Consider the following 15,077-nt stretch of genomic DNA (forward strand, 5'->3'; position numbering starts at 1 on the left):
GGGATTAGCCTTCCGCCGGCTCCGGCTCAACCCGCGCCGTGTCCCGATCGACCGCCATCAGCCGTTCGGTAAAGGATTGCCGCCACCAGCTGATGTCCTGCTGTTCCACGCTATCCATCATCGCGCGCCAGCGCCGCTTGCGCTCGTCGAGCGGCATCGCAAGCGCCCGGTTGATCGCATCGGACATTTCTTCCGGGCTATACGGGTTGATGAGCAGCGCGTCCTTGAGCTGCAACGCCGCACCCGCAAAGCGTGAGAGGATCAGCACGCCCGGATCTTCCGGGTCTTGCGCCGCGACATATTCCTTGGCGACCAGATTCATGCCATCGCGCAGCGGCGTCACCAGCCCGATCTTGGCGGCGCGATAAATGCCGGCCAGCTTGTCGCGCGGATAGCCTTGATTGACGTAGCGGATCGGGGTCCAGTCCACATCGCTATATTCGCCGTTCAGCCGCCCGGCGAGCGAATCGAGGGTGGCGCGAATCTGCTGGTAGCTCTCTACGTCGCCGCGCGAAGGTGGCGCGACCTGGGTCAGCAGCACCTTGCGATGATGTTCGGGATGGTCCTTGAGGAAGCGGGCATAGCCGTTGAACCGCTCCTCCAGCCCCTTGCTATAGTCCAGCCGATCGACACCGACGATCATCGCGCGATCCTGCAGTGACGCGCGCAGGCGATCGCCCATGTCGCGTGCGGCTTTGCTGACGGCGGCTTCGGCAAATTCCTTGGCATTGATCCCGATCGGGCAAGCCACCGCCTGGATGGTGCGATCGCCCACCGTGACGAAATCACCCTCGACCCGGCCGCCCATTTCCTTCTCGACATAATGGCGGAAGGATTCGAGCCATTCCTCGGTATGGAAACCCACCACATCATAAGCGAACAGGCTGGACACCAGCTTGCTATGATGCGGCAGCGAGACGAGCAGGCGCGTCGGCGGCCAGGGAATGTGGAGAAAGAACCCCATCCGGTTGCGATGACCGCGATCACGCAGCATCTGGCCCAGCGGGATCATGTGATAATCATGCACCCAGATGATGTCTTCGGGTTCGATCAGCGGGGCTGCGGTATCGGCAAAGCGCTGATTGACGCGGTTATAGCCGCCCTCGAAATCGCGGGCATATTCGGCCAGGTCGATGCGGAAATGAAAGAGCGGCCACAGCGTCTTGTTCGCATAGCCGTTATAATATTCGTCGATATCCTGTTCTTCCAGGTCGATCGTCGCGGTCTTGACCCCGTCATCCTCGGCAAAGCCGATATGCCCCGTGAAATGATCGGTCACTTCCCCCGACCAGCCGATCCAGGTGCCCCGGCTCTCGCGCAGCGCTTCGGCGAGCGCGACCGCGAGGCCGCCCTGATTGCCGGCCTTGGACGGGCGCGACACGCGGTTGGAAATGACTATCAGGCGGCTCATCGCATCATGCTCCACGGTTTGCTCAGCAGGACGGCGCAGTTGATGATGCCGACCAACGAGTAGGTCTGGGGATAGTTGCCCCATAATTCCCCGGTTACGGGGTCGATATCCTCCGACAGCAGCCCGGCGGCGGTGCGCCGGGTCAACATCTCCTCGAACAGGGTGCGGGCTTCCTCCTGTCTTCCACTGCGATGCAGTGCTTCGATCAACCAGAAGGTGCAGACATTGAACGCCGTGACCGGCTCGCCGAAATCATCGGGTGCGCTGTATCGCAGCATATCATTGCCCCGGCGCAGGTCCGCCTCCAGCGCGGCGAGCGTCCCCTGAAACATCGGATCGTCCGCGGTCAGGAAACGCAGGTCCAGCAATTGCAACAGCGATGCGTCGCGCGAATCATCCTCGAAATTGGCGGAGATGGCGTTGCTGTCGCTGCGCCATGCGGCATCAAGGATATGGGCCTTCATCGTCTCGGCCCGATTTTGCCAAAGGCCTGCGCGGACCGGTAGGTCGAGTGCAGTGGCAGCGTGCGCCAACCGATCGCAGGCCGCCCAGCACATGACCGCGCTATAGCTGTGGACATGGGCGCGCGTGCGCAATTCCCACAAACCCGCGTCCGGCTTGTCATACACCGCCCACGCGCGTTCACCCACGGCTTCCAGCGCTTCGAAATCGGCATGACCTGCCATACGAAGCAGGCGCTGGTCGATGAAGCCTTGCACCGAGGACAGCACGATCTGGCCATAGGCGTCATGCTGGACCTGTTCATAGGCCGCATTGCCGACCCGCACCGGCCCCATGCCGCGATAGCCGGGCAGGCTTTGCGCCTCCCATTCGGTCAAGGTCGCATTGCCGCGCACGTCATAGAGCGGCTGAATATGCCCGCCCTTGGCGTCGTCCACGATATTGCGCAGATAGACGAGATAGCTTTCCAGCACATCGAGCGCGCCGAGCCGGTTCAACGCCTCGACGGTGTAATAGGCGTCACGCACCCAGCAATAGCGATAGTCCCAGTTCCGCCCGCTATCGGCATGTTCGGGGATCGATGTCGTGAGCGCAGCGACGATCGCGCCGGTTTCCTCATGCTGGCATAGCTTGAGCGTAATGGCCGAGCGAATGACGGCTTCCTGCCATTCGGGCGGAATGGCGAGGCCACGGACCCATAGCCGCCATTCCTCAATCGTATCTTCCAGCATCCGTTCGATCGCCGGACGCAGGGCGTCGGAAAAGCCTTCGTCCGGTCCCATGAAGAAATGCATGTCCTGTTCCAGCCGGAACCAGCTTTCCTGCGCGATCAGGCCGATGGGGGCGTTGGTCGATACCCGCATCGCCATATAGGACAGCACCATGCGGATATGATTGGAGCCGTAATTGATCGGCACCGGCTCGTTATTCCAGTTAGTGGTCGGGCGCAGGCGCACGCGAATGCGGGGACTTCCCGCTACCGGACGAACGATCCTGATGAACGCCACCGGGCGATACATTCGCCCCTTATGCTTGTGGCGCGGGCAGAAATCGAAAATCTCGATCGCATTGCCCTGCGCGTCGGCCTGGCGGGTGACGAGTATGGGGGTGTTGCGCAGATAGGATTGCTCGACCGAGACGTAATCTTCCAGTTCGATCGCCCAAAAACCGCGCGCTTGCGGGTCGTCCCAATCCTTGTCGTCCAACAGCGCGGAAAAGACCGGGTCGCCATCGACGCGGGGGACGCAGCCCCAGACCATCCGGCCCTTCCGGTCGATCAGGGCAGACGCCTGACAATTGCCGATCGGCCAGAGATCGAGCGAACGCGCCGCTCCGGCCATGAAAGTGTCGCTGGAATGTAGGATCGTTCTGCCCCCTTGCTGTCTGGTCGCACAGGGGCGCTCCGATCAGTCTGACCGGGCGGCCCCCTCGGCGAGATAATGCCTGACATCGGCAACCTGTTCCAAGGAGAAGGTTGCTAATGTGTGTCGCGGCGGCCCGACCAGGATGCCCGAACCACCATGATCGACGGCAGCGGCAAAGCCTTCCTCGTCGGTCACATCATCGCCGATGAAGACGGGTCTACCACCTTTCATCGGGGCTTCGCGCATCAATTGTGTGACGGCGCTCCCTTTGTCGGCCCCACCAGGTCGCAGTTCGAACAGCATCTTGCCCCGCTGGACGGACAAGCCATGCTGTGTCGCCAAGGCATCGGCCAGGTCGCCCGCCGCCTGCTGCCAATCGGGCGCGCCGCGAAAATGCAACCCGACGCTGATCGATTTGCGCTCCACCAGTACGCCGACCTTATCCTGCGCAAAGACCTGAAAGGCCTCTTCCACCGCGTCGATCGCCGCCAGGCGCGGCGGGGCGTCGGCCGCTTCGCCAGGACGGGCAAATTCCAGGCCATGCGTGCCCGCCAGCAGGAAATCGCCAAAGCCCAGATCCCGTAGCGTCGCGATCGACCGACCGCTGACGATCGCCAGTCGCCCGTCCAGTCGCGCCCGCAGCCGATGCAGCATCGGCAGGAGGTCATCGCCCAGCACGACCCCATCGGGCGTCTCCGCAATGGGCGCAAGCGTCCCGTCGAAATCGAGGAAGAGCGCGGCGCCGGACAGCAAGGCGGGCGGAGGGGGGGGGAGGTCGATGATCAGCACGGAGGGCAAAATGGCGTCTGCGCGCGAAACCGCAACCCTTGTTCTGCAACCGTCACAGCTTTTTGCGTCACCAGCCATCAATCGCCAATCCCCGTTTGCCAAGCGGCGCAGCCCTGCTATTCCCGCGGCGATGACCGATTTTCGCGATCCCTTCGACAGCATCAAGGACCATCCGTTCGACGCGGCGCTGTCGCAACGCTATCTCGTCTATGCGCTGTCCACCATCACTGCGCGATCCTTGCCCGACCTGCGCGATGGGTTGAAGCCGGTTCATCGTCGGCTGCTCTGGGCGATGCGGCTGCTCAAGATGGAGCCGGGCGGCGCATCGCCCGATGTGCTGGTGGCCAATCCGGCGCGCAATACGACCAGTTACAAGAAATGCGCCCGCGTCGTCGGCGACGTCATCGGCAAATATCACCCCCATGGCGACACATCGGTTTATGACGCGATGGTGCGGCTGGCGCAGGATTTTTCGCTGCGCACGCCCTTGGTCGATGGCCAGGGCAATTTCGGCAATATCGACGGCGATAATGCCGCCGCCATGCGCTACACCGAAGCCCGCCTGACCCAGGCTGCGGCCGATCTGATGGCAGGCCTGGACGAAGGCACGGTCGATTATCGCGCCACCTATAATGGCGAAGATGAAGAGCCGGAGGTTTTTCCCGGCCTGTTCCCCAATCTGCTCGCCAACGGAGCCAGCGGCATTGCGGTCGGCATGGCCACCAGCATCCCGCCGCACAATGTCGCCGAACTGATCGATGCCGCCAATCTGCTGATCGACAATCCCGATACCGATCATGCCAGGCTGATGCAGGTCGTCACAGGACCGGACTTCCCCACTGGCGGCGTACTGGTCGATAATGCCGCGATGATTTCGGAAGCCTATGCGACGGGACGCGGCGGTTTCCGCACACGCGCGCGCTGGCACAAGGAAGAGGGCGGGCGTGGCACCTGGGTCGCGATCGTCACCGAAATTCCCTATCAGGTGCAGAAATCGAAGCTGATCGAGCAGATCGCGGCCCTGATCAACGATCGCAAGCTGCCGATCCTGGCCGATGTGCGCGACGAGAGCGACACGGAAATCCGCATCGTCATCGAACCGCGCGCCCGCACGGTCGATCCGCAGATGCTGATGGACAGCCTGTTCCGCCTGACCGACCTGGAAAATCGCTTTCCGCTCAATCTCAACGTGCTGGACGCGACCCATACGCCGCGCGTCATGGGGTTGAAGTCCGTGCTGGTCGAATGGCTCAAGCATCAGATCGAGGTGCTGGTCCGGCGTGCCCAGCATCGGCTGGAAAAGATCGCCGCCCGGCTCGACCTGCTCGACGGCTATATCATCGCCTATCTCAATCTCGACCGGGTGATCGCCATCATCCGCACCGAAGATGAGCCAAAGCCGGTGATGATCGCCGAGTTCGCGCTGAATGACCGACAGGCCGAAGCCATCCTCAACATGCGGCTGCGTAGTTTGCGCAAGCTGGAGGAAATGGAATTGCGGCGCGAACATGCCGAGCTGGTCAAGGAAAAGGATGAGCTTGAGAAGCTGGTCGGCGACACGGGGCTGCAGCGCAAGCGCCTGAAACGCGACCTGGCAGCGCTACGCAAACGCTATGGCCCGGAGACGGACCTGGGGCGTCGGCGGACCCTGGTCGAGGAGGCGGCCCCGGCCCGCGAAATTCCGCTCGAAGCGATGATCGAGCGCGAGCCGATCACGGTGATCCTCTCCGAACGCGGCTGGATACGGGCCATGAGCGGCCATCGCGATCTGGCGGCGGCTGATACGCTCAAGTTCAAGGAAGGCGATGGCCCGCATTATGCGTTCCACGCCTATACGACCGACAAACTGCTGCTGGCGACCAGCACCGGCCGCATCTACACGCTTGGGTCCGACAAGCTGCCGGGTGGCCGGGGCTTTGGCGATCCGGTGCGGTCGCTGGTCGATATGGATAATGAGGGCATGATCGTCGCCTTCATGCCCGCCCGGACCAGCAAGGAATTATTGCTCGCCTCGTCCGATGGGCGCGGCTTCATCGCGGCGGTCAGCGATATCATTGCCGAAACACGCAAGGGCAAGCAGGTCGTGAACATTCGCACCGGCGCAAAGCTGGCCATCGTCCACCCCATCGCTCCGCAAGCGGACAGCGTAGCGATCATAGGGGAGAACCGTAAATTGCTGGTATTCGCGCTGGATGAGATGCCGAAGATGGCGCGGGGGCAGGGCGTGCAGTTGCAGCGCTATCGTGATGGCGGACTATCCGATGCCATCGCCTTCCGCTTGGCCGACGGGTTAAGCTGGACGATGGGCGGCGACAGCGGCCGGACGCGCACCGAATCGGACATGACCCCCTGGAAAGTCGCGCGGGGCGCGGCCGGACGGATGCCGCCGACCGGATTTCCCCGTGACAATCGCTTTTAATGTCTGATTTATCCAAAGAGCGACCAGACGTTTCCTGAAAATTTACCGGTTCCCGATATCGCGGGGCCATGGAATCCATTGCGGCGTGCAATTGGCCAGTGAAAAGGTCCAGCGAAGATCCCCTCGGCGGGGGGGATGCTGCACAGGTCGATCAGATGGTGGCCAGCCGCCAATGGTTGGCAGCCTTGCCACAGCCGTCCGCCATCTTATCGGTGCAGGATGATGACGACATCGTCGTGCTGGAGGCCAATGCCGCGTTCACCGAGGCCTTCCGATCGCGTGGACTATCGCACATCATGGAACAGGTCGCTACCGAATGGCGCGATCGGGTCAAAAGTTTCATAAGGTCGGATCGACCCTGCGATAGCTTCGAACTGCGGCGCGACGGCGCGTTGGGGCCGGAATATTTCATGTGTACGATCGGGCGACTCCCCACCGATGGTCCACCCCATTTTCTGTTCACGGCGATCGATCGCACCAGCGACCGGACGATGGAGAAAAATCTGCGCCGCGAGCTTTTGTCGGATGGCTTGACGGCGCTCCCCAACCGGACCGGGTTCGGCGAAGAAATTGACGATCGGCTCAGCAATAGCGTCTGGCCGGACAATGCCCAATTTGGCATCATTGCGATCGATCTCAGTCGTTTCAGCCGTGTCAATGAATCGCTCGGCCCGATGGCGGGCGACGAACTGCTGATCACGGTCGCCAAGCGCCTGAAATCCAGCCTCCGCCAAGGTGATGTGCTGGCACGCATCGGCGGCAATGATTTTGCTATTTTTGCGCGTCTTAACAATGGTCTATCAGACGCTTTGCATATCGTGCAGAGGATCAGAGAAGCGCTCAGCTCCCCGATTCGGCTCAGCGACCTCCAGATCCGGGTGGACTGTGCCATTGGGTGTGCGCTGTCGATCGACCTGGACGATGATCCGGACGATGTGGTGCGCAAGGCACAAGCGGCGGTCAAGATCGCCAAGCGCAGCGGCAAGGTCGAAATCTATCGCAACGGCGTGTTGAAGGAAGCGCAGCGGCGCTTTTCGATCGAGAGCCGGTTGCGCGAAGCGCTGGCCCATGGTGGCCTGACGCTGGCCTATCAGCCGCTCATCCATCTCCAGACGGGGGAGATTACGGGTTTCGAAGCGCTGGCGCGCTGGCACGACCCCGAATTGGGGCATGTTCCACCGGTCGAATTTATCGCTGTGGCGGAGGAAAGCGGCCTGATCACGTCGCTTGGCCGCTGGGCCGCCTATGAAGCGGCACAGGCGCTATCGCGCTGGGACGTGCGTTATGGCCAGCCCTTGCCGGTCGGCGTCAACGTCAACCTCTCGCCGATCCAGATGGCGCGCGATGATGTCGCCTCCATGTTCGAGGAAGCGTTGCGCTATTCGGGCGTCGCGGGCAGCCGTTTGACGGCGGAACTCACCGAAAGCGCGATCATCGCCGACCCTGATAAGGCGCGTAAGCTCCTGTTTGCGCTCAAGGATCTACAGATGCCGATCGCGATGGACGATTTTGGCACCGGCTTTTCCAACCTCGCCAGCCTGCACAGCCTGCCGATCGATATCCTCAAGATCGACCGCAGTTTCGTGTCGTCCATGGCGGAGGATCGCGACAAGGCGGTCATCGTCCGCACCATCCTGTCGCTGGCCGAATCGCTTAACCTCAAGGTCACGGCCGAGGGTATCGAGACGCAGGAACTGGCGCTCGCCTTGCAGCAGATGGGCTGCTGGCAGGGGCAGGGCTATTATTTCGCCAAGCCGATGAACGAGGCGGATGCCTTCGATTATTGGCGCGCGCGCTGGAATTTCGAAACCGTCTGATCGGCGATCAGGCCGACGCGCGTCGCATCGGGAAAATTCTCTTCCACCCAGATTTTCTGCACTTCCTGCAAGGCCTTGGCGACATCCGGGCCGGGCGGCAGGCCGCGCGCGATGAGCGCACCGCCGCTGATCGGCAATGTCGGCGGCGTCCATCCGTCAAGCGAACCGAGCGCTGACAAGGGCCGGTCGACATCAAGCAAGAGCCGGTCGATCGCGCTTTCCGTCCCGACCCGATAGGCCAAGGCCCGCGGCGCTTCATCCGCTGGTCCCGGTTCGACCGCCAGCACCAGCCGCTTGCGCGCCTTGTTCGACAGTTTGAGCCGGGCACCAATCTGCTCCACGGTAGCCGGGTCGGGTGGCAAGAGGGCGGCCAGTCGCCGGAGCGCCGAGGGCGGCGTTCCCGAAGCCGCCTCGCGCGCCATCAGCGTCTCCACCCGGTCGATGCCTGCCATCTCAACTTCGGGGAGAACCGCCCGCAATATGCCACCATCGACCATCAGCCGCAGCGCACGGACAGGTGCCGCAACCGCCAGCAATTTGATCAGCTCGTCGGCAATCCGTTCGCGCGACAAAGCCATCAGGCTGTTGGCGGCGGCGCGGCACGCGGCATAGGCGTCATCGTCCACCACATCGCCGCCATAACGGGCGAGGAAGCGGAAATAGCGCAGGATGCGCAGATGATCCTCGGCAATGCGCGAGTCTGCGTCACCGATGAAGCGCAGGCGTCGCGCCTCCAGATCGGCAACACCGCCAAAGAAGTCGGTGACCTCCCGGCTCAACGGATCGGCATAGAGGGCATTGATGGTGAAGTCGCGCCGCGCCGCATCTTCGCGCCAGTCGTCGGTATAGGCGATGGTCGCCCGGCGACCGTCGGTGCTGACATCCCGCCGCAGCGTCGTGATCTCCACCGGCCAGCCCGACAGGACGGCCGTGATGGTGCCATGGTCGATGCCGGTCGGCACCGCCTTGATCCCCGCCGCCTTCAGCCGATCAACCACATCATGCGGATCGAGCGTGGTGGCTATGTCCAGATCGTTGACCGCAAGCCCCAGCAACCCGTCGCGCACCGCCCCGCCGACGAAGCGCGCTTGCCCCTGCGCTGCGCCCAGCGCATCGAGCAGGCCATCGAGGCCCGGCCGGTGGCACCAATCGGCGTCAGGCAACAGGATGGTCATGGCCGAGCCTGCGCGAAAGGTTAGCGAGGATGGCTGCGGTCACGCCCCAGATGCGACGCTCTTGCCAGATAATCTCATAATAATGCCGCATAACCCCATCAAATTCCACGACATGGCGGGTGCGGTTGGCCGGGTCGAGGGCATAGGCCAGCGGCAGTTCGAACCAGTCGGCCACTTCGCTCTCCTGCGCCCGTAAAGGCAGGTCGGGCGGCACCACCGCCAGCACCGGCACGATGTCGAAACCCGTGAAGGTATGATAGCGATCCGACGTGCCGATGACCTGCGGCACATGGCGCGGCAGGCCGATTTCCTCCTCCGCCTCGCGCAAGGCACCCGCAATCTCGTCCGCGTCCTCGGCGTCGACACGGCCGCCCGGAAAAGCGATCTGCCCCGCATGTTTGCGCAAAGCTGCCGACCGCTGTGTCAGGATCAGGCCCGGCTCGCGCCGGTCGGTGACCGCCACCAGCACCGCCGCCGGGGCCAGCGCAAGCGTCCCGTCGATGCGCGGATCGCGCGTGTCCGACAGCAGCACATCCGTCTCGCGCTGATGCCCTTCCCGAAGCGCGGCGCGCAACCGCTCCGCCAGCGTCATGCGGTCCCGTCCAGCGGAAAGAAGCGGCCATGGCTCCACAGGCCGACCCGATCGCCCGCTTCCTGCAGCGCCATGTTCATCATCTCATAATAGACGCTGCGGTTGATCAGCGCTTCCAGCCCGCCCCGCACATGAAGATAGGGGTGGGGACCATCGCCCGTTTCGCGCACGACCAGTTCATGATCCGGCCCCGCTGCGATAAGGTCGCCCGTGTTGAGGCGGAAAGCGAGCGCACGATCGGCACCTTCGCCCTCGCTCTTCAATTCGACGGCGACGAACGGCGCATCTTCTACCACGATATCGAGCTTCTCGACCGGCGTGACCAGCACATAGCTGCCGTCCGGCTCCCGGCGCAGGATCGTCGAAAACAGCCGTACCATCGCTTCCCGCCCGATCGGCGACCCTTGATGAAACCAGGTGCCATCGCGCGCGATCCGCATCTCGCTGTCGCCACAATGGGCAGGATTCCATTGCTCAACCGGCGGCAGGCGCTTTTCATCGGCCAGCCGGGCAATATCGGCCAGGGACAGGGTGGCGAGGTCGGGGAGGGGCTCCATGGGCATAGGGGCGGAGATAGGCACGGCCTTGCCCGAAGGCAAAGGGGTAATCAGGCCGCGACCGCGATTCTGGGGCCAAGCATCCCGATACCACCCACGGCACGGCCATCGACCGACAGAGCCAGCAGGCGGCGCGGCTCGAACGGGCCGGGCGCGTCCCATCCGCCGGTGCCCTGCGCGTCGAAGCCCCAGAAGCGGCCATAATATTCCGGGTCGCCGATCATCATCAGCGGCTCGCTGCGCCGCGCGCGGGCGGCATCGACCACGGCGTCCATCATCGCGCGGCCATGGCCGCCCTTCTGATGGGCTGGCTCAACCGCAACCGGGCCAATCATGATGAGCGGCATCTGCGTGCCATCCGCCTTCGTCAGCGCGACGGGCCAGCTTTGCAGCGATCCGATCAACATCCCGTCAGCGTCCAGCGTGGCGACGGACAGGTCGGCCAACCAGGGCATCCCATCCCTGATCCGATAAGCCGTGCGACCATGGCGATCAGGTCCGAAGGCGGCATCCAGCAGCGCCTCGATCGCCATGACAGGCTGACTATTCAAGGGAACAATCTGAGACACGTCTTGCCGATCCGCCATCAATGGCGCATGGACCGCGCCGGAAGCGGCGGGCTTTAGCGCTCGCGTCGCAAAATGAAAGACTAAAGAGGCCCGTCGCAACAGCAGCAACGGGCCGCATATGGCGGACCATGCAGACTGGATTTGACGATTTTCTGACGCTGGAGGTCAATAATCTCCATGTCGACGTGCTGACCGGCATCTATTCGGAGGAGACGCATCTCCCCCAGCCGTTGCGCATTTCCATCCGCGCGCGGCTGAAGATCGCCGATCATTATGCGCCGGACACGCCGCTTGGCCAGTCCAAAAATTACATGGACCTCAAACATGCCGCGTCCACCGCGCTACCCGAAGGCGTGCATTTCACGCTGATCGAGGCAGTGGCCGACCATATCATCGACACCATTTTCATGCAGGATGCGATGGTCAGCCATGTCGAGGTGAAGATCGTCAAGCTCGCTTTGTCCGAGCGTGGCGAGGAAATCGGCATCACGCTCGGACGCGGGCGGAAGTAAACGCCGCCCGGCTCTTAGGCCTTTTTGATCAGCCCGATCTCGATCAACCGCTCGGTCAGATAATCATGCGCGGTGATCGGCGGATCGCGGCGCGGATTCTCGGCGCTGACGCATTGCGGCAGCGCGTCGATCAGGAAATCCGGACGCAGATGCAGGAAGAAGGGCATCGAATAGCGCGAATGGCCGCGCCGCTCCGGTGGCGGATTGACCACGCGATGGCTGGTCGAAGGCAACAGATGATTGGTCAGCCGCTGCAGCATGTCGCCGACATTGATCGCCAGCGCGCCGGGCGGCGGCACCACCGGCAACCAGTTGCCGTTGCGATCCTTCAACTCCAGTCCACCTTCCTCCGCGCCCAATAACAGGGTGATGAGGTTGATATCCTCATGCGCGCCCGCACGAATGCCCGGAGCCTGCGGCGATACGGGGGGATAATGGAGCAGGCGCAGGATCGAATTGCCCTTGTCGATCGGCCCGTCGAACCAGCGTTCGGGCAAGTCGAGATACAGCGCGATCGCCGACAGCAATTCCGCGCCGACGCGATCGAACTCGCGATAGAGCGGGGCGAACACTGCCTTGAACTCCGGCATGTCGTCCGGCCAGACATTAGGCGGCATGGTTTGCGCCAGCGGATCGCCCGCAGGCAGATCCCGGCCGACATGCCAGAATTCCTTGAGGTCATTCTCGCTCGCGCCCTTGGCGATTTCCGTGCCGAACGCAGTATAGCCGCGCTGCCCGCCATTATTCTTCGCGTCATAGCGGCACTTGACCGTATCGGGCAGGGCGAAGAATTCCCTCGCCATCGCCCATCCGGCGTCGATCAACGGCTGGTCCATCCCATGGTCGCGCACCATCGCGAAACCGAACTGCTGGAAGGACCGGCCGAACGCCTGGGCAAAATCGGCTTTGTCCAATTCTGCCATGGACAGGACCGGGACTTGGTCGATCATCGTCTGCGACACGTCATTATCTCCAAAAAATCGTCGCTGCGCGCCCTCTGCTGGCGGCGCGGCGGTGCATGACGCCATCCTTGATCGGCCAACGACGCTGATGCAAGGAGGCAGAATGAACTATTGGCTGATGAAATCGGAACCCGACGTATTTTCCTATGACGACCTCGTCACCAAGGGAAAGGCGGAATGGGACGGCGTGCGCAACCATGCGGCGCAGGGGCATATGAAGGCGATGCGCAAGGGCGACCTGGCCTTCTTCTATCACAGCAATATCGGGGTCGAGGCGGTCGGCATCATGACGATCGTCGAAGAGGCTGCGCCCGATAGCACCGACGATAGCGGAAAATGGATCGCGGTGCATGTCGCGCCGCATCGGAAACTGGATCGCCCGGTCACGCTCAAGGCCATGAAGGCTGATCCGGCGCTGGCCGACATGGTCATGCTGCGCCAGTCGCGCCTGTCGGTGTCGCCACTGACACAAACGCAGTTTGAGCATATCGTCGCCATGTCCAAGGGATGAGGGTCTCCGCAGGCGGATTGCGTTCGGCGCAACCGCATGGTCGTTCTTTGCGATTGCTGCCATGCCGCGCTGCAACATAGAAGCGTCGTCAACAGAACAAGAATATACAGAGGTGTTTGATCGGCATTCACAAGGAGAAAACCCATGCGAATGCTGTCCAAGTTTGTTGCCGCCAGCGCCCTGAGCGCTTTTGTTGCCATCGCCGCCCCTGCCCAGGCTGAAGAAGCTGGCAAGCAGCGCTTCACGCACGAAGGTTATACCTATGTGTATGAAGTAAAAGACACGAAAACCGGCAAGCTGATTTCCGGTCGTCGTTTCCCTGATGCCGTCGCGTTCAACCTCTCGGTCAAGAACGGCCGTGTGTCGGGCGTGTCGGGCGGCCAGAATGTCGCGTTCAAGGTCGATGAAGCGCGCGGCGCAGCGTCGAACTGATCTTTCGATCCGTCGAATGAAAAAGGGCGGCGTCCGACGGGACGCCGCCCTTTTTTGTTAGCGGCAGCGACGCTTGCTGTCGATTTCCTTGCCCAACAGCGCGCCGCCAGCGGCACCAAGCAATGTGCCGGTTGTGCGTTCGCCGCGCGTATCGATGGCGCGACCCAGCAGGGCACCGCCCACGCCACCGACGATCAGGCCGGTCGTGCCGTTGGATTTACGGCAATAGGTGCGCCCGTCGCGACCGCGCCACTCCTTGTAGCGATGATTCTTGCGTGCTTCCGCGCCTTCGATCGGGATCGCCATCGACATCGGGATGGCCAGCGAAACGGCCGCCAGGGCCAGCATTGCTTTACGCATGAAATTCTCCTCCATTTACGTGACTTGATGCTTGAACCCCCGCATATTGATCGAGGTTGCATTAACGTCTGACAACGACGTAAGCAGTTGTATTAAAATCGATAAAAGTTGAGGTAAGCCGATGCGCGCGGACGACGAACGGGATGGACGGGCGCTGATCGCCGCGCTCGATCTCTCGCCCCACCCCGAAGGCGGCTGGTATCGCGAAACCTGGCGCGCTGCCGCTGCCCCTGGCGAACGCGCAGCGGGCACGGCGATCCTGTTCCTGCTCGAAGCCCATCAATCCTCCCATTGGCATAGGGTGGATGCGGACGAGCTTTGGTTCTGGCATGCCGGTGCGCCCTTATCGCTGTCCGTCGCGGCAGAGGGCGAACCGGCGCAGACGATTTCCCTCGGCCCGGATATCCTGGCTGGGCAGATGCCGCAGAGCAGGGTGCCCGCTTATCACTGGCAGGCGGCAGCACCGCAGGGCGGCTGGACGTTGGTGAGCTGTACGGTGACGCCGGCCTTCGATTTTGCCGGTTTCACGCTGGCCCCGCCGGGCTGGGCACCGCCGCAATAGGGGCGGGGAAAACTTATCCACAGTTATCCACAGATTTGCGCGTGGCACCGTCATGATTCTGTCCGATTTCGCTTGGAACGACTCGGACGAGGTGAGACCATCTCTCTATCGGGAAATAGGGAAATGGTGCGATCCATTTCAGGAAATGCTGATTTATCAGTATTTTGCCTGTGTGACTGATGGTCCGGCGACAGGTCAAACCCGCAAGGGTGCAGCCAATAGCCGGGTCGGTCGTCAGGGCCGCTGCCGGGTACGCGCGAAAGTGAACGTCGGGCATCGGAACAGGTATGACCAGCGACGGGAAAGCAGCCCTTGGCTCACCCCGAAGCACTCGATGCGGCAGTCTTTCTTCGGGAAGGCGGTCGGATCGCAAACGCCGGGCCGATGATCGCATCCCGCCAGGGACGCGGATCGCTTGACTCGACGGACGTGGGGATCGGCAGCAATGCCGGTCCCCATTTTTGTTTTGAGTCTGATCGGGCGGACAATGGTGCCGGATGCAGGATTTGAACCCGCGACCTTCGGTTTACAAAACCGCTGCACTACCCCTGTGCTAATCCGGCGCGCCCATCGGGCCGAACGC

The 15,077-nt window shown here is 62.5% G+C and carries 16 protein-coding genes and 1 tRNA gene; 7 read left to right on the forward strand and 10 right to left on the reverse strand.

All coding sequences use genetic code 11. The annotated features are described in order from the left end of the window. Positions 1 to 4 precede the first annotated feature (4 nt). From otsA to otsB, 3 genes are all read right to left on the reverse strand, one after another. On the reverse strand, positions 5 to 1,411 hold the full coding sequence (gene otsA / locus BSY17_RS16980; protein WP_037477077.1) for an alpha,alpha-trehalose-phosphate synthase (UDP-forming): 1,407 nt from the start codon (positions 1,409 to 1,411) through the stop codon (positions 5 to 7). After that, positions 1,408 to 3,132, reverse strand: a complete 1,725-nt coding sequence (locus tag BSY17_RS16985) for a glycoside hydrolase family 15 protein (RefSeq protein ID WP_069067049.1) — start codon at positions 3,130 to 3,132, stop codon at positions 1,408 to 1,410. The genes otsA and BSY17_RS16985 overlap by 4 nt, the downstream gene beginning before the upstream one ends. 147 nt (positions 3,133 to 3,279) lie before the next feature. After that, positions 3,280 to 4,026, reverse strand: coding sequence for a trehalose-phosphatase (otsB, locus tag BSY17_RS16990; protein WP_237236363.1), 747 nt, complete (start codon positions 4,024 to 4,026; stop codon positions 3,280 to 3,282). A gap of 130 nt (positions 4,027 to 4,156) precedes the next feature. Here otsB and parC point away from each other — a divergent pair, with 130 nt between their 5' ends. Both parC and BSY17_RS17000 read left to right on the forward strand, forming a co-directional pair. Further along, on the forward strand, positions 4,157 to 6,445 hold the full coding sequence (gene parC, locus BSY17_RS16995) for a DNA topoisomerase IV subunit A (protein ID WP_069067050.1): 2,289 nt from the start codon (positions 4,157 to 4,159) through the stop codon (positions 6,443 to 6,445). 68 nt (positions 6,446 to 6,513) lie between these two features. Continuing rightward, positions 6,514 to 8,262 (forward strand): putative bifunctional diguanylate cyclase/phosphodiesterase, encoded by a 1,749-nt coding sequence (locus BSY17_RS17000; protein ID WP_037477082.1) that lies wholly within the window; start codon positions 6,514 to 6,516, stop codon positions 8,260 to 8,262. Here the strand turns inward: BSY17_RS17000 and BSY17_RS17005 are convergent. Genes BSY17_RS17005 through BSY17_RS17020 form a run of 4 tightly spaced genes read right to left on the reverse strand, consistent with a single transcriptional unit; the run spans position 8,226 to position 11,173 of the window. Continuing rightward, on the reverse strand, positions 8,226 to 9,437 hold the full coding sequence (locus BSY17_RS17005) for a CCA tRNA nucleotidyltransferase (protein WP_069066342.1): 1,212 nt from the start codon (positions 9,435 to 9,437) through the stop codon (positions 8,226 to 8,228). The genes BSY17_RS17000 and BSY17_RS17005 overlap by 37 nt on opposite strands. Further along, complete coding sequence (locus BSY17_RS17010; protein WP_069066343.1) at positions 9,418 to 10,029, reverse strand: CoA pyrophosphatase; 612 nt, start codon at positions 10,027 to 10,029, stop codon at positions 9,418 to 9,420. Before BSY17_RS17010 ends, BSY17_RS17005 begins: the two co-directional genes overlap by 20 nt. Then, a complete protein-coding gene (locus tag BSY17_RS17015; RefSeq protein ID WP_069066344.1) occupies positions 10,026 to 10,592 on the reverse strand; it encodes a DUF1285 domain-containing protein in 567 nt (188 codons plus the stop codon). The genes BSY17_RS17010 and BSY17_RS17015 overlap by 4 nt, the downstream gene beginning before the upstream one ends. 44 nt (positions 10,593 to 10,636) lie before the next feature. Then, positions 10,637 to 11,173, reverse strand: a complete 537-nt coding sequence (locus tag BSY17_RS17020; RefSeq protein ID WP_171899260.1) for a GNAT family N-acetyltransferase — start codon at positions 11,171 to 11,173, stop codon at positions 10,637 to 10,639. Between the two features lie 110 nt (positions 11,174 to 11,283). Here BSY17_RS17020 and BSY17_RS17025 point away from each other — a divergent pair, with 110 nt between their 5' ends. Beyond that, a complete protein-coding gene (locus BSY17_RS17025) occupies positions 11,284 to 11,667 on the forward strand; it encodes a dihydroneopterin aldolase (RefSeq protein ID WP_037477088.1) in 384 nt (127 codons plus the stop codon). 14 nt (positions 11,668 to 11,681) lie between these two features. Here the strand turns inward: BSY17_RS17025 and BSY17_RS17030 are convergent, their stop codons facing one another. After that, a complete protein-coding gene (locus BSY17_RS17030) occupies positions 11,682 to 12,629 on the reverse strand; it encodes an isopenicillin N synthase family dioxygenase (RefSeq protein ID WP_037477090.1) in 948 nt (315 codons plus the stop codon). Between the two features lie 103 nt (positions 12,630 to 12,732). Between BSY17_RS17030 and BSY17_RS17035 the strand changes: the two genes are divergently transcribed. Together BSY17_RS17035 and BSY17_RS17040 are read left to right on the forward strand one after the other, a co-directional pair. Then, complete coding sequence (locus tag BSY17_RS17035) at positions 12,733 to 13,140, forward strand: EVE domain-containing protein (RefSeq protein WP_069066345.1); 408 nt, start codon at positions 12,733 to 12,735, stop codon at positions 13,138 to 13,140. A 150-nt stretch (positions 13,141 to 13,290) separates the two neighbouring features. Then, on the forward strand, positions 13,291 to 13,572 hold the full coding sequence (locus BSY17_RS17040) for a hypothetical protein (RefSeq protein ID WP_037477094.1): 282 nt from the start codon (positions 13,291 to 13,293) through the stop codon (positions 13,570 to 13,572). Positions 13,573 to 13,629: 57 nt separating this feature from the next. Here the strand turns inward: BSY17_RS17040 and BSY17_RS17045 are convergent, their stop codons facing one another. After that, positions 13,630 to 13,932, reverse strand: a complete 303-nt coding sequence (locus tag BSY17_RS17045; RefSeq protein ID WP_037479014.1) for a glycine zipper 2TM domain-containing protein — start codon at positions 13,930 to 13,932, stop codon at positions 13,630 to 13,632. 121 nt (positions 13,933 to 14,053) lie between these two features. On the opposite strand from BSY17_RS17045, the gene BSY17_RS17050 reads away from it, so the two are divergent. Next, positions 14,054 to 14,494 carry a cupin domain-containing protein gene (locus BSY17_RS17050; protein WP_069066346.1) on the forward strand — a complete coding sequence of 147 codons (441 nt, stop codon included), beginning with the start codon at positions 14,054 to 14,056 and terminating at the stop codon, positions 14,492 to 14,494. Between the two features lie 52 nt (positions 14,495 to 14,546). Next, positions 14,547 to 14,882, forward strand: a complete 336-nt coding sequence (locus BSY17_RS21365; RefSeq protein WP_150125807.1) for a hypothetical protein — start codon at positions 14,547 to 14,549, stop codon at positions 14,880 to 14,882. A gap of 100 nt (positions 14,883 to 14,982) precedes the next feature. On the opposite strand, the gene BSY17_RS17055 is transcribed toward BSY17_RS21365, so the two are convergent. Continuing rightward, positions 14,983 to 15,057: transfer RNA gene (locus BSY17_RS17055), tRNA-Thr, on the reverse strand. Positions 15,058 to 15,077: the final 20 nt, after the last annotated feature.

The sequence above is a fragment of the Sphingobium sp. RAC03 genome (assembly GCF_001713415.1).
GTDB lineage: Bacteria > Pseudomonadota > Alphaproteobacteria > Sphingomonadales > Sphingomonadaceae > Sphingobium.